Below are 12,625 nucleotides of genomic sequence, written 5' to 3'. Positions count from 1 at the left end.
CTCCCACTCCCCACTCCTATGCCCCCCAACTTCTCTGGCCAAAACCTCCGAGGACGCAACTTCAAAGGGCAAGACTTGACTGGAGCAGACTTTTCTCATGCCGACATTCGAGGAGCAAACTTTACTAACGCCATACTGCAACGCGCGAACTTTGCTGGGGCAGCAGCGGGATTGCAAAAGCGATGGCTAACTCTTCAACTAGTGATTGTGCTTGTTCTATCTGTTATTTCAGGCTTTCTGTCTGCCTTTAGTGGATACCTTGCAATCTATCTATTTCTTCCGGGGGATGAGCAGAGCTTTATTGGTGGTGTGATCGTCCTTCTGTTTTATGCGGCTTTCCTCTACGTCACGGCTCGTCACGGTATGGCTGCAAGTTTAGGTGTAACTGCAGGCGCATTCGCAGGCGCAGTCGCAGTCGCAGGCGCAGGCGCATTCGCAGGCGCAGTCGCAGTCGCAGTCGCAGTCGCAGGCGCAGTCGCAGTCGCAGTCGCAGTCGCAGGCGCAGTCGCAGGCGCAGTCGCAGTCGCAGGCGCATTCGCAGGCGCAGGCGCAGGCGCAGTCGCAGGCGCAGTCGCAGGCGCAGTCACATTCGCAGTCGCAGGCGCAGGCGCAGTCGCAGTCGCAGGCGCAGGCGCAGGCGCAGGCGCAGGCGCAGGCGCAGGCGCAGTGTTGTTTAACGGTTACGTGGCGTGGCGCGCCCTCAAGGGAGATGAAAAGTTTGCAGTAATTCGCACGATTGGCATTGCATTTGCTGCCATTGGTGGCACCTCATTTCGAGGGGCTGATTTGACCAGGACAAATTTCACTGGAGCCAATCTTAAAAGCACCAACTTCAACCACACTCGCCAGCAGCAGACAAATTTCACTCACGCCTGCTGGAAGGATGCCAAGAAGCTCGATCGAGCCAGAGTAGGCAACTCAATTTTGGCTAACCCTGCGGTTAGAGACTTGCTCGTCAGCCGCAACGGTTACAACAAATCGTATGTGAAAGCCGATTTGCGCGGAGCAAACCTGAATGGCGTTAACCTCAATCAAGCCAACCTGAAGTGGGCAGACCTGGGGGAAGCAACCCTACAACAGGCAGACCTCAGAGACGCAGACCTCACAGAGACGTTGGTAATTGGTACAGACTTTACTGGGGCACACCTGACAGGTGCCTGTTTAGAAGCCTGGAATATTGACCACACCACAAACCTGAACGAAATAGACTGCCAGTTTGTCTATCTTTTGCGAAACCAGCAAGAACGCCGTCCCAGCAGTGGAGACTTTGCCTCCGGAGAATTTACCAAATTGTTTCAAGAAGTGCTTAGCACCATTGATCTGATCTTTCGCAACGGCATTGACTGGAAAGCGTTCACCTATTCCTTTAACAAACTGGTTTTAGATAACGAAGACACGGAACTCTCGATTCAAAGCATTGAAAACAAAGGAGATGGCGTGATGGTGGTGCGGGTGAATGCGCCTCCAGAGGCCAACAAAGCCAAACTGCACAGCGAATTTAACCAAACCTATGAGGCTGCCGTTAAAGCGCTAGAAGCCCGATATCAGGCCGAACTCCAAGCCAAAGACGACCAAATTACAGTCTACCGTCAGCAGAGTGCCGACATGCTAGAAATCACTAAGCTGATGGCAAATCGACCCGTTACTGTTGAAGTAAACGCCACAGCCGAGAGTAAAGCCATGAACGAAAGCGCCGATCAAAGCCAGAATTTCAACGTGGGTGGTAATTTCAACATCAACGCCAACGAATCGGTCGTCAGTTTGCGCGGCATCAGCGGCACCGTCACCCAGACGATCAACCAGCTTCAGACGGCAAACCGTCCTAATGCCGTTGAGCTAGCCGAACTGCTGATGCAACTGCAAAACGCGATCGCCACAGATCCCACCCTTAAACCCGACGACAAAACCGAAGCACTAGAACAGGTCAACACCCTGGCTAAAGCCGGACAAAATCCCCAGGATGACACCCTCAAGAAACTGGCAAACACCGCCGTCAAAGTGATCAAAGGAACGATCGCCGCCCTGCCCGACACCGCCAAACTGGCAGAAGCCTGTAGCCAACTGTTACCTGCGATCGCCTCTCTACTGGGTTTATGAACTGGTGTAACCCGGTGACATAGGTTGATAGAGCCGTCTTTGTAACCCGACACGTGTAGGGGCGTAGCATTCGGCAGATAACCCCTGAAAAAGACCCAGACGTATTGCCCGAATGCTACGCCCTGACAGGGGGGTGAGGGCAAACCATACGTCCGATCGCCTCTATGGTTCCTCCGGCAAAGGCCCCAAATCATCAGGCAATTCCTCTGGTGTCACCTTCAACACCCGCAGCAGAATTTTGAACTGAGGAATGGTCAATTTGGGTACCGCTCGGCCTCGCTCCCAATTGCTAATGGTGTCAACCGTCACGCCCAACACATCTGCGAGTTCTTGTTGCGTGACATTTTGCATCACCCTGAGTTTTTTGAGAGCAGAGAGGGGGCGTTTTGCCATTTCACTTGAAACAGTTTACCTGAACGTATTGACACCTTTGCTGAACTGGTTTAGTCTAATTTTTAATCCGGAATCAATTACGATAAAGTCCCGATTGATTCAGACAGTTCTTGAAAGCAGGTTGAATGGCTGAGGGGGCGATCGCGCCCTTCCATTCACTGCGTTGATCCAGAGATTTAGTGCCGTAAAAACCGCGATCGTTCAATGTCACCGTCATTGAGCCAACATTGCGCTGCCAATTTATGACCATTTATTCATTATCGAATCCTATGACCTATCGAAAACGGCTTCAACCCTGGTGCATCATTCGCCATCTGCCCAACGCTCAATCTGTCATGGTTGCCCGCTTTCGGCAGCGCGGCGAAGCAGAGGCATATTTAAAGACGCTGTGTCGCTTAACCCCGCAAGTATCGCATAGCCTGGTGTTTGATCCAATTTCAGATGCCTCCAGTGCAGCCACCCCTTCTAGTCCTCTCCCCCCAGCACTCGAAGAGACATCCCCACAACCGCCAGAAAGATGTCATTCCTCATCCCACCCCCACGTATGATCAGAGGCAGAGGTTAAACGTCTTGGTGAAATTGGATTTATGTCTGTAATTTGGGAGCTGGATTTCTACTCGCGTCCGGTGCTGGACGACAAAAATAAAAAGCTGTGGGAAGTGCTGATCTGCGAAAGTCCTACCAGTGTGCAGCAGAGTAGCGAGTCGCTGTTTCGCTATTCGCACTTTTGCTCAAACACAGAAGTAAATTCAGTGACACTGCGTACAGCCATTGAAGACGCGATCGCCCAGGCTCCAAATTCCCCCGATCGCGTTCGCTTCTTTCGCCGCCAGATGAACAACATGATCACCAAAGCCTGTGAAGAAGCCGGACTGTCCGCCAAACCCAGCCGTCGCACGATCGCCCTCAACCAGTGGCTACAGCAGCGGATGCAAGAGGTCTATCCCACCTACCCCACCTATCAACCGGGCAGTAACATCTCCGTCAACTTAGGAGAAAGCCCGCCGCAACCCCTGCCCGATGCCTTGCTGGGAGAACGGTGGGCGTTTGTCACCCTCGAAGCCAAAGACTTTGACGACATGCCCGACTGGGATATCTCCTTTGGCGAATCGTTTCCGCCAGCGCTGGTAGGGTTAGCCCCCGAAACGCGCATTCCCGGCATCATCATCTTTTCCTCACGCGCTCTGCCAATGGCGGGTTGGATGTCTGGCGTTGAGCTGGCGTTTTTGCGGTTAAGTATCAATCCGGCTCGTTTGGTGCTGGAAACCGGAGCCACCGACTCCTGGATTGTCGCCAACCTCACGACCCCTGCCCTGCTTAGCGAAGCCAAAACCTTTGAAACCGCCAAACAGCAAGCCAATCAAGTTCATTTCCTGGCGGTGCAAACCAATCCCGATTCCGAAGCCTTCGCTGGATTTTGGTTAATGCAAGAACTTAATTTGTCATAAAGTCACGCGATCCCGGAAGATAAGTAGGGACACCCCCCCAAACCTATAGAGTTTGAACTATCAGTAATTCGGAATTCATCAATTTAACTCTAGGGTTTCAATCGATGTTCCCGATCAATCCGCTCTCTCGGCAGACTACAGCGTCAATCACCAGTCCTTAAGCTCAAACCCGAACCGATCTAGACCCATTGGTTCGGGCATTGTCCAGGAGTATCCACTGCAACACCGTTGCCCAGTGGACAGGGTTTATATGGCGTTCGGCTCTAGCTTGAGTCACTCACGACCAGGTCTGGATCAATCCATTTCAATCGCTACTCTCACACGCTATGAGTTCCGATAATTTGCAACAGGCGGCACTAGCAGAGCAACTGCTTGACTTAGCAGCCCGCTCAGGAGCAGAAGCAGCAGAGGTTTTTCAGTCTCAGTCCCTTGCCCATCCGGTTTTCTTTGAAGCGAATCGCTTGAAACAGCTCGAAAGCTCGCAATCTGAAGGCATTGCCCTGCGAGTCTGGAAAGATGGCCGTCCCGGATTGGCAGTGGCCTATGGCCCCGTCGAAGCCCAGGTGCTAGTCGATCGCGCGATCGCCCTCAGCTCTCTCAACGAACCAGAAACCATTGAACTGTCATTGAACTCAAATCACGATTATCCCGATGTCGGACAGGCTATTCCGGTGGAAACCCTGGTGGAATGGGGCAGAGAGGCGATCGCACTGATTCGGGAAGCCTATCCAGAAGTGCTTTGCATTGCCGAATGGGAATGCGAAGCAGAAGTGACCCGCCTGGTCAATTCGCACGGGTTAGACTGTGGCTACACTGATACCACATTAAGCTGTTACTTATCGGCAGAATGGGTGCGCGGTGAAGACTTTCTGAGCGTCGCCGATGGTCAAACGCAGCGCAACAGTCTTGATCCGATCGCGCTAGCACAGCAGATTTTGCAGCGGTTGGAATGGACTCAACAGAACGTGGCTCCCCCCGTGGGGCGAGTGCCTGTGCTGTTTACGGCCAAGGCGGCTGATATGCTGTGGGGTACCGTTCAAGCAGCATTAAACGGCAAGCAGGTGATTGAACGCGCCTCTCCCTGGAGCGATCGCCTTGGTGAACCCGTAACCTCTACCGATCTCACCCTGTCGCAACAGCCCGCTGATGGCCCGTTTAGCTGCCCGTTTGATGATGAGGGCACGCCAACCCAGCCGATCACTTTCATCAAAGACGGCATATTACAACTGTTTTATACCGATCGCACCATCGGGCGGCTGTTGGGCAGTGGCACAACTGGGAATGGATTTCGTCCCGGCCTGGGCAGCTACCCTACGCCGGGATTGTTCAATATGCTGATTCAGCCTCAGTTTAAGCCTCTCGAAGACCTGATTGCCACCCTAGAGCATGGGTTAGTGGTCGATCAAATGCTGGGGGGCGGTGCCGGAATTTCGGGCGAGTTTTCGGTCAACGTTGACTTGGGCTATCGCGTTCACAAGGGCGAAATCGTCGGACGGGTGAAAGATACGATGGTGGCTGGAAATGTCTACACTGCGCTAAAAAACCTGGTAGAACTTGGCGGTGATGCAGAGTGGAATGGCTCGTGCTACACGCCATCGCTGATTGTTGAAGGGTTGTCCACCACCGGACGCAGCTAAACCGCCGGACTTTACGATCCTCGGATGCTTGAATCATCCGAGAATCGGTTCCCCAATGATCACCGAGCATTGTAGTCATAGCGCGGCATACAGAAAAGGGAGCGACGCGATCGCTCCCTTTTCTGGTATTGGTTTCTGGTACTGGATGGTTTGAACTGGGGTGCTAGGATTCGAACCTAGGAATGGCGAGACCAAAACCCGCTGCCTTACCACTTGGCGACACCCCAACGCGTAAGCATTAATATCTTAACAGCTTACGCGCGGAAATTGTCAAGAAGTCTTGCCCTAAAAATCGTGGTTCAGAATCGCCTGCCCCCGTCGATACAGCTCCTGCGCGTATTCCGTCCACATTCCCTGTCCCCAGTAGCGAAAGCAGCTCGTTTGCAGCAGCAAGTTATAGAGTAAGGCGTTACGGTAGCGATGTTGTTGGGTGATGGGTTCTGCCGCATCCACTGCATCAAGTAACGGATCGGTCACCTGATGAAATAACGCGCTGAGCTGGTTGAGGGGGGTCAACACATTCTCGTATCCCTTCACCCAACTGATGTGATTTGTCCAGGAAGCCCCATCCATATGGAAGTTGGCATCTTCTTGTTGTAGACGATCGATCGCCACCTGTACCGCTTCCGGATTCGAGCCGTCTGGATCAACCCGTTCCCAAACTCGATGTTGGCCGATCGGTTGACACGCTGGATAGGCTTCGGGGGCGCATCCTGCCGCCTCGATTAGCTCCAGATACTCCGTTCCCGTCATGCCAACGGTGCCAGAGGTGCCGCCATCCTGGTTTGCCATGTCATACCAGGCGCGTTTGAAGGCATCTGGAAACTCGTTCATCATTACTCCACCGTTTTCGCCATCCCCAATCTGGGTGACTAAAGGCGGAATCGTTACCCCATTCACCGTTTGCGGCGACAGGGTTTTGGCTTCGTAATAGGGCTGCATTTGCCCCACCAGCTTTGTATCGGAGCCTTGAGTTTTAATCAAAGCGGTAATGCTAATGGTTTCGCCGTGCGAGTTGCGAGCCACCAGGCGATGCGGCAAATGTCTGTAGCCCAACGGTTGACCCGCTGGCGTTTCTACAGAATGTTCCTGCACCATCAGCCAGCGGTAGCCGCAGTCCTTTAAGGCTTTGATGAATTCATACAAGGTGTCGGGATGGTTGGGCAAATGCATCTCTGGGGGAGAGAAGCCCTTAACCCGCGACAATGCTTCTGCGCCAAAAATAGCGGCAAAATGGTGCTGCCATGCCTGGATCTGTAGCTTTAGATCGGGAATGGGGGTGGAAGGCGCAACGGCGTGGCTCCACATGGTGCCCAGCCATTCGACATAGGGTTGATAGGCGCGATCGCACGCCACCCGCTTGAGGTTGTCTAACACATCGTCACGACCCATTTGCCGCAAACCCCAGAGCAAATTGCCAGAATAATCCAGCATGACTCGGGGATTACAGCCCTGGCTTACCAGTTCTGGAATCAAGTCGCCCATGCGCGAGTAGCACCAGGTAAACGCAGCCGCATTGTGGTTGTCGCCTTCCTGGGGATGCTCGAACATGTATTGCAAATTGCAAATCAGCTCTCCATTCGCTCCGGCGGGAACCGTAGGCTGATGCATATGGAGCGCGATCGCAAAACCAGCGGAAATCTGTTCTAGCTTAAGGTTCGTTTGGGGAAGCCAAATCGGCTGGTTTTGACCAGTAATAGAACGAATTTGCGCTTCTTCCCCACAAATGTTGGGCAATCCGTCCACTAGCTCAGGCAAATCTAGCATGGGTAGGTACGGCTCAGGCTTACTGCACCCTCAGCATACCGTAGGCTGACGAGAATGGACGGGTTGCCTCAGGCGGTCTCTGGTTTGCCCTGGATTAATAAACCAGCACCGAACCCAATCCGACCCGTTCCGCGCTTCGCACACCTCATTTCTAAAAATGCTTCGATATAGGGAGGCGTTTTTCTACTGCCCTGGCATAAATTTAAGAAAGCTTCAAAGAAGCTCAGGGCAAACGCGATTGCCTTTAAGGGAAGGGATTGACATCGTTCGGCTGATTTAGTGTTTGCCTGGGTAGCCTAACTCTAACCACCTGCACCCATACACCTATCATGGATGACTCCCAAGACCTGTTTAAAACGGCTAACTACCTGATTCGCAAGGCCGACCATGCTAGATGGCATCGGCAGCAAAGCAAGATCCATATTTTGCGATCGCAGCTTGGGTTTACCGACAAACAGCCCTCCCGACCGATGGCCTGTCAGGGTTGCGAGTATTATCACGGCATCGCCTACGGTCAACAGCGAGACAAGCGCACAGTTTTAATTTGTGGATTTCATCCCTACGGTTGGCAAAGCGGCGATTGCCCCGATTGGAGTGGTGCTGCCAAGGTCTGATCGGCGATCGAGAAACTTCAACCCCTGCCTGCCACATTACTGCAACAACTCCGTACAATAGAGTTCTCTGACGAAACAAATTACTCCAGAGGACAACGATGCCAGAGGCGGTTGGCGTTATTCAAACGTTAGGATTTCCGGCAGTGCTGGCAGCAGCAGATGCCATGGTTAAAGCAGCACGTGTAACCATTGTCTATTACGACATTGCCGAAAGTGGCAACCAGGTTGTTGCCGTTCGCGGCACAACATCCGAAGTGAGACCATCTGTAGAAGCTGGAATCGAAGCGGCAAACAAAACAGTGGGTGGCGAAGTCATCACTTACTACATCGTGCCGAACCCTCCAGATAATGTAGTGTCCGTGTTGCCAATTGAATATACCGAGAAGGTAGAGCGGTTTCGGTAGCAGAGCCGCACCGTAACGGCCCATCGCCAAATAGGTGTCGCACCTCTTGAGGATCTGCCGTGTCCTACAGGTGGCTTGGAGGTCGATTTAAAAGTGCTGCATTCGCCTCCCCAATTCTCAGAGTTTAGGGCTTAGCGCCTGTGGCAAGCTAGAAAAGGGGCGGTTCGAGTGACCATCAGCATCTTTAAAACATCTTCTTCAATCTTGCAGGGTATTGAATTCGCAATCCTAAACGGCATAACGCTGCGTTTATATGGTTTATGCTTGACGCTTGATTCTTTTATTCTGACCGGGCTAAAGCCCCTAGAATGAAGGGTGGCGTTTTTTTCCTTTTATCCTTTATCGATGTAGGAGCTGGCAATGGCTGTCGCGGTTGGAGCATTAGAGACAAAAGGCTTTCCCGGAGTACTGGCAGCGGCTGACGCTATGGTAAAAGCGGGTCGCATTACTTTGGTTGGCTATCAGCGGTGTGGTAGCGCCCGCTATTGCGTGATGATTCGAGGTGATGTTTCGGAAGTTAAGACGGCAATGGCAGCAGGAATTGACGCTGCTCAAACCGCGTTCGGCTCCACATTAGAGTCTTGGGTGATTATTCCCCGTCCTCACGAAAATGTTGAAGTGGTGTTGCCGATCGCCTACACGGAATCCGTTACCCAATTTCGCGATTCGGTTGAGCAACCCAGATTACCCAGTCGCGGTTAATTCACCTATCTAAAGCGTATCGGCTGGAAAAACCGCCGTAAACCAATAGAGCCGCTCCTGACGGAGCGGCTCTACTTTTTTTTGATGATCCCGCCTGAGCGCTGACTCCGGCGCATCTTTACCAGAAGATAATGAAACACAGCATTGCCAGAATGCCAGTGACCGTATAAAACCAGCCCACAACCTGCGTTTCCGACCAACCCGTTAGCTCTAAATGGTGATGAAGTGGAGCCATTTTGAACAAACGCTTACCGATGCCATTTTCATCCTTGGTGGCTTTGTAGTAGCTCACCTGGGCAATCACAGACAGGGTTTCTACAAAGAAAACGCCGCTTAACAACAGCAATCCAAACAGGGAGTGAGTCAGGAGGGCTACCCCGGCCAACGCGCCGCCCAGGGCTAGAGAACCCGTATCGCCCATGAAGACGCTGGCCGGATTGCGATTGTGGCTCAGGAAACCCAGAAAGCTACCGCTGAGGCAGGCACAAAAGACCATGAGTTCGGGAGAGGTGGGTGCGATTAACGCTCCCAGACCCAGTAGCGCGATCGCCCCTGTTCCGGCTGCCAGTCCGTCTAATCCGTCGGTCAGGTTTGTGGCGTTACTCTCGGCCACCAACGCAAACCAGCCAATGGGAAAGACGAGTAAACCAAGCGGCAACGCCAACCCAAACGGCAACGCGATCGTCATCACATCCGCCGGTTGGCTCCAAAATGCCCAAAGGCAGAACAGCAACCCCGCACCCACCTGAAGCGCCAGCTTCAGCTTGGGTGAAATGCCCTTGTTTGACTTGTAGCGCAGAATTTGCCAGTCGTCTAAAAAGCCAATGGTGGCGTAGGCGAGGGTCAGGGCTGAAACAGCAATGACTGGAGCGGCAAACTGAGACCAGAGCAGTGCGATCGCCACCGCCACCGGAATAATAAAAATGCCGCCCATGGTTGGCGTACCCGCCTTCTTGAGATGCGCCTGGGGGCCATCTTGACGGATAAACTGCCCTGCTTTCCAGCGGCGTAACATGGGTACGGCCCAGTAACCTACTACTGTTGTAACCAGGGCACAAATAATCAGCGGTAACGTCAGTGCAACTAGCCCAAAGGTGCGAGCGGCAGACCAATCTAGAATGAGAGCAGCACTAATTAACGCGATTCCAAGGCTGACAGCTAGATGCGTCCCTGAGAGGCCAGTGATTCTGTCACGAACAAATTTTGCATCCACAATTTCGCTACTTCCACACTCCACACCAAACAATACTCCAAAGCCTGTCAGGCAGTCTTCGGAAAATAGGCAGACATTTTTGAAAACTTAATGCAAATCTTATCAGGCTTAGATTAAATTCACTGAATTTAACCCAAGCCTGACCGTTTCTTTACTCTTCGAGTTCTAAAACATCGTCGTCGTCGTCATCGGCATCGTAGCTGTTGTCTTCGCCAGCCATCAGCGCGTTGATTTCTGCTTCATCATCTGCGTAGTCAACATCAGTAGACTCACGAGCCAGCATACGACCGCTCGACTCTAGCCAATCTAAAATTGAAGCATCTCGCTGCAACGGAATGGGCACAGCAGGGCGCTCGCGGGGTTCTTGACGCAGTGCAGGATTTTGCATACCTGTAATCTAATTCACCTTATGAAGTTAATGGGTTCAAACGATTGCCAGAAGGCAGCGGTGCCGCCAGAAACCATCTTTCAGCTCAATGACTAAAATTGGATGGCAAAGACTTTAATCAATCCACTTTTTCAAGCAGATATCGGACAGTGTTAGCTCAAATTTCATCTCATGTCAACGAAACTGTCAAGAGATCAGCCGCATAAACATCCAACCTGGATGCTCTCAGCCATTCTTAGCCTATATGTACCTATATATCAATGTAATCCGTGTAAATGACACCCCTCTTTGGGGTAGAGGTTAGAGGTAAAACATAATGATTGGGAAACAAGCATTGCTAGAAGCGATCGCAGGCAAAAATCGAGGATTGCTAGCCAACGAATTTGATCGACAGGTGATCCTGGCGGCGATCGCCCAACTGGAGGATCACAACCCCACACCTCGCCCCTTAGATGCAACCGACAAACTAAACGGCAACTGGCGATTACTCTATACCACCAGCAGCGATCTGCTCCGCATTGACCAACTGCCGCTGTTGAAATTGGGACAGATTTATCAATACCTCGACGCTGCTGCCGCCAGGGTCTATAACATTGCCGAGGTGTACGGGGTGCCTTACCTGGAAGGAATCATCAGCGTTGCCGCTCGCTTTGAACCCGTCTCTGAACGGCGAGTTCTGGTTAAATTTGAGCGATCGATTTTGGGTTTGCAGCGACTTGTTGACTACCGCTCCTCAGAGTATTTTATTCAGCAAATTGCTTCCGGCAAACGGTTTGCGGCGATCGACTTTCCAATCAACAGTCAAAATCAGCAAGGTTGGCTCGACATCACCTATCTGGATGACGATCTGCGGATTGGGCGAGGCAATGAGGGAAGTGTATTTGTATTGACCAAGGCCGTTTAAAGAGCCATAATCTGCCTTTTTGTGCCGCTTGCCTTCTCGATTGCTTACTGAATGATGCTCATGCGTTTATCTCAAGCTCAGCTAAATTTGCTTGAAACCTGTCCGCGTAAGTTTCAGCATACTTATCTGGATCAGTTAGGTTCGCCCATGACTCCAGAGCAGCAAGACCGCCTAACCTGGGGCAGTCAGTTTCACCTCTTAATGCAGCAGCGAGAATTGGGGTTGCCCATGGTGCCGCTCGACGCAGAAGAAGGGCAGCTTAACCGCTGTATGACGGCCTTCGTTGCCGCCGCTCCCGACCTGTTTCAACCCAGGCCAGGCACTCGGCAGAGCGAACATCGCCGCACGTTAGAGTTTCACGGTTATTTGCTGACGGTGATTTACGACTTGCTGATCTTGAGCGATCGCCAGGCTCACATTTTAGATTGGAAAACCTATCCTCGACCGTCCCAATCCGAACGGCTGCGCCAAAACTGGCAGACGCGCCTCTATCGCTTTGTGCTGGCCGAAACGAGTGCGTATGAGCCAGAGCAGATTTTGATGACCTACTGGTTTATTCAGGCAGAGCACGACCAGGTGTTAACGCCTCAGAGCCTGTCATTTCCCTATACGGCTGAGCAGCAAGAGCGCGATCGCCAAGACCTGACCACACGGCTCAACCAACTGACGGAATGGCTCCAGCGCTATGACCAGGGCGAACCGTTTCCCCAAATTAATGAAACGTCATCCTGCCCATCCTGCCACTTTGTTGCACGTTGTCAGCGGGAGGCTGTTGACCTGTCGGCAGAATCGGTTGATGTGCTGAATCTGGATGACATTCAAGAAGTGGCGCTATAGGGGAATGCCAGCGTATCAGGGTTGCCTGATGTGGGTTATGCAGGCGAGCTAGCTCTTAAAGGATGTTTTAGTGCGGATTGCCACTCGAGCCGCCCCCTTTTCTGACCTGTTTTATGGCTGTATGGCAGCAACGCTACCTGTCTTTCACTCAAAAATGCATAATTGATGACATTCGTAAAGGATTTTTCTATAAAAATTTGCAATCCTTAAAATTAGTTGTT

The 12,625-nt window shown here is 52.1% G+C and carries 14 protein-coding genes and 1 tRNA gene; 9 read left to right on the top strand and 6 right to left on the bottom strand.

Translation table 11 applies throughout. From position 1 onward, the window contains the following. A partial coding sequence (locus tag IQ268_RS22680; protein WP_228035640.1) for a pentapeptide repeat-containing protein occupies positions 1-2,097 on the top strand: 2,097 nt, incomplete at its 5' end. 162 nt (positions 2,098-2,259) lie between these two features. Here IQ268_RS22680 and IQ268_RS22675 read toward each other — a convergent pair. Further along, entirely contained in the window at positions 2,260-2,490 is a 231-nt protein-coding gene (locus IQ268_RS22675; RefSeq protein WP_193884001.1) for a helix-turn-helix transcriptional regulator, read from the bottom strand. A gap of 73 nt (positions 2,491-2,563) precedes the next feature. Then, positions 2,564-2,740 carry a hypothetical protein gene (locus tag IQ268_RS22670; RefSeq protein WP_193883999.1) on the bottom strand — a complete coding sequence of 59 codons (177 nt, stop codon included), beginning with the start codon at positions 2,738-2,740 and terminating at the stop codon, positions 2,564-2,566. Between the two features lie 19 nt (positions 2,741-2,759). Here IQ268_RS22670 and IQ268_RS22665 point away from each other — a divergent pair, with 19 nt between their 5' ends. The 3 genes from IQ268_RS22665 (at position 2,760) to IQ268_RS22655 (ending at position 5,575) form a co-directional block, all read left to right on the top strand. Next, complete coding sequence (locus IQ268_RS22665) at positions 2,760-3,038, top strand: hypothetical protein (protein ID WP_193884014.1); 279 nt, start codon at positions 2,760-2,762, stop codon at positions 3,036-3,038. Positions 3,039-3,077: 39 nt separating this feature from the next. Next, positions 3,078-3,938, top strand: a complete 861-nt coding sequence (locus tag IQ268_RS22660) for a Tab2/Atab2 family RNA-binding protein (RefSeq protein ID WP_193883997.1) — start codon at positions 3,078-3,080, stop codon at positions 3,936-3,938. A 326-nt stretch (positions 3,939-4,264) separates the two neighbouring features. Beyond that, complete coding sequence (locus IQ268_RS22655; protein WP_193883995.1) at positions 4,265-5,575, top strand: TldD/PmbA family protein; 1,311 nt, start codon at positions 4,265-4,267, stop codon at positions 5,573-5,575. A 155-nt stretch (positions 5,576-5,730) separates the two neighbouring features. On the opposite strand, the gene IQ268_RS22650 is transcribed toward IQ268_RS22655, so the two are convergent. Further along, positions 5,731-5,802, bottom strand: a tRNA-Gln gene (locus IQ268_RS22650). Between the two features lie 58 nt (positions 5,803-5,860). Beyond that, on the bottom strand, positions 5,861-7,342 hold the full coding sequence (locus tag IQ268_RS22645) for a glycosyl hydrolase family 57 (protein WP_193883993.1): 1,482 nt from the start codon (positions 7,340-7,342) through the stop codon (positions 5,861-5,863). Between the two features lie 329 nt (positions 7,343-7,671). Here IQ268_RS22645 and IQ268_RS22640 point away from each other — a divergent pair, with 329 nt between their 5' ends. The 3 genes from IQ268_RS22640 (at position 7,672) to IQ268_RS22630 (ending at position 9,062) form a co-directional block, all read left to right on the top strand. After that, the gene (locus IQ268_RS22640) at positions 7,672-7,956 is read left to right on the top strand and encodes a hypothetical protein (RefSeq protein WP_193883991.1); all 285 of its coding nucleotides are present in this window, start codon (positions 7,672-7,674) and stop codon (positions 7,954-7,956) included. Positions 7,957-8,054: 98 nt separating this feature from the next. After that, the gene (locus IQ268_RS22635; protein WP_193883989.1) at positions 8,055-8,360 is read left to right on the top strand and encodes a BMC domain-containing protein; all 306 of its coding nucleotides are present in this window, start codon (positions 8,055-8,057) and stop codon (positions 8,358-8,360) included. A 360-nt stretch (positions 8,361-8,720) separates the two neighbouring features. Then, positions 8,721-9,062: a carbon dioxide-concentrating mechanism protein CcmK gene (locus tag IQ268_RS22630; RefSeq protein WP_193883987.1), complete on the top strand. Its 342-nt coding sequence runs from the start codon at positions 8,721-8,723 to the stop codon at positions 9,060-9,062. 118 nt (positions 9,063-9,180) lie between these two features. Here IQ268_RS22630 and mraY read toward each other — a convergent pair whose 3' ends face one another. Then, positions 9,181-10,275 (bottom strand): phospho-N-acetylmuramoyl-pentapeptide-transferase, encoded by a 1,095-nt coding sequence (gene mraY / locus IQ268_RS22625; protein WP_193883985.1) that lies wholly within the window; start codon positions 10,273-10,275, stop codon positions 9,181-9,183. Positions 10,276-10,426: 151 nt separating this feature from the next. Continuing rightward, entirely contained in the window at positions 10,427-10,663 is a 237-nt protein-coding gene (locus tag IQ268_RS22620) for a DUF3134 domain-containing protein (protein ID WP_193883983.1), read from the bottom strand. 316 nt (positions 10,664-10,979) lie between these two features. On the opposite strand from IQ268_RS22620, the gene IQ268_RS22615 reads away from it, so the two are divergent. Continuing rightward, a complete protein-coding gene (locus tag IQ268_RS22615) occupies positions 10,980-11,567 on the top strand; it encodes a PAP/fibrillin family protein (RefSeq protein WP_193883981.1) in 588 nt (195 codons plus the stop codon). Positions 11,568-11,627: 60 nt separating this feature from the next. Next, positions 11,628-12,404 carry a PD-(D/E)XK nuclease family protein gene (locus IQ268_RS22610; RefSeq protein WP_193883979.1) on the top strand — a complete coding sequence of 259 codons (777 nt, stop codon included), beginning with the start codon at positions 11,628-11,630 and terminating at the stop codon, positions 12,402-12,404. Positions 12,405-12,625 lie beyond the last annotated feature (221 nt).

It is taken from the genome of Oculatella sp. LEGE 06141 (assembly GCF_015207605.1).
GTDB lineage: Bacteria > Cyanobacteriota > Cyanobacteriia > Elainellales > Elainellaceae > Oculatella.
The sequence above is the reverse complement of the archived record's forward strand: the minus strand, read 5'-3'. Positions and strand labels throughout refer to the sequence as shown.

Excerpts from the sequence above, each read along its gene's own strand:
- IQ268_RS22675 (WP_193884001.1), bottom strand. The coding sequence starts at position 2,490 with ATGGCAAAACGCCCCCTCTCTGCTCTCAAAAAACTCAGGGTGATGCAA.
- IQ268_RS22670 (WP_193883999.1), bottom strand. The coding sequence starts at position 2,740 with ATGGTCATAAATTGGCAGCGCAATGTTGGCTCAATGACGGTGACATTG.
- IQ268_RS22665 (WP_193884014.1), top strand. The coding sequence starts at position 2,760 with ATGACCTATCGAAAACGGCTTCAACCCTGGTGCATCATTCGCCATCTG.
- IQ268_RS22660 (WP_193883997.1), top strand. The coding sequence starts at position 3,078 with ATGTCTGTAATTTGGGAGCTGGATTTCTACTCGCGTCCGGTGCTGGAC.
- IQ268_RS22655 (WP_193883995.1), top strand. The coding sequence starts at position 4,265 with ATGAGTTCCGATAATTTGCAACAGGCGGCACTAGCAGAGCAACTGCTT.
- IQ268_RS22645 (WP_193883993.1), bottom strand. The coding sequence starts at position 7,342 with ATGCTAGATTTGCCTGAGCTAGTGGACGGATTGCCCAACATTTGTGGG.
- IQ268_RS22640 (WP_193883991.1), top strand. The coding sequence starts at position 7,672 with ATGGATGACTCCCAAGACCTGTTTAAAACGGCTAACTACCTGATTCGC.
- IQ268_RS22635 (WP_193883989.1), top strand. The coding sequence starts at position 8,055 with ATGCCAGAGGCGGTTGGCGTTATTCAAACGTTAGGATTTCCGGCAGTG.
- IQ268_RS22630 (WP_193883987.1), top strand. The coding sequence starts at position 8,721 with ATGGCTGTCGCGGTTGGAGCATTAGAGACAAAAGGCTTTCCCGGAGTA.
- IQ268_RS22620 (WP_193883983.1), bottom strand. The coding sequence starts at position 10,663 with ATGCAAAATCCTGCACTGCGTCAAGAACCCCGCGAGCGCCCTGCTGTG.
- IQ268_RS22615 (WP_193883981.1), top strand. The coding sequence starts at position 10,980 with ATGATTGGGAAACAAGCATTGCTAGAAGCGATCGCAGGCAAAAATCGA.
- IQ268_RS22610 (WP_193883979.1), top strand. The coding sequence starts at position 11,628 with ATGCGTTTATCTCAAGCTCAGCTAAATTTGCTTGAAACCTGTCCGCGT.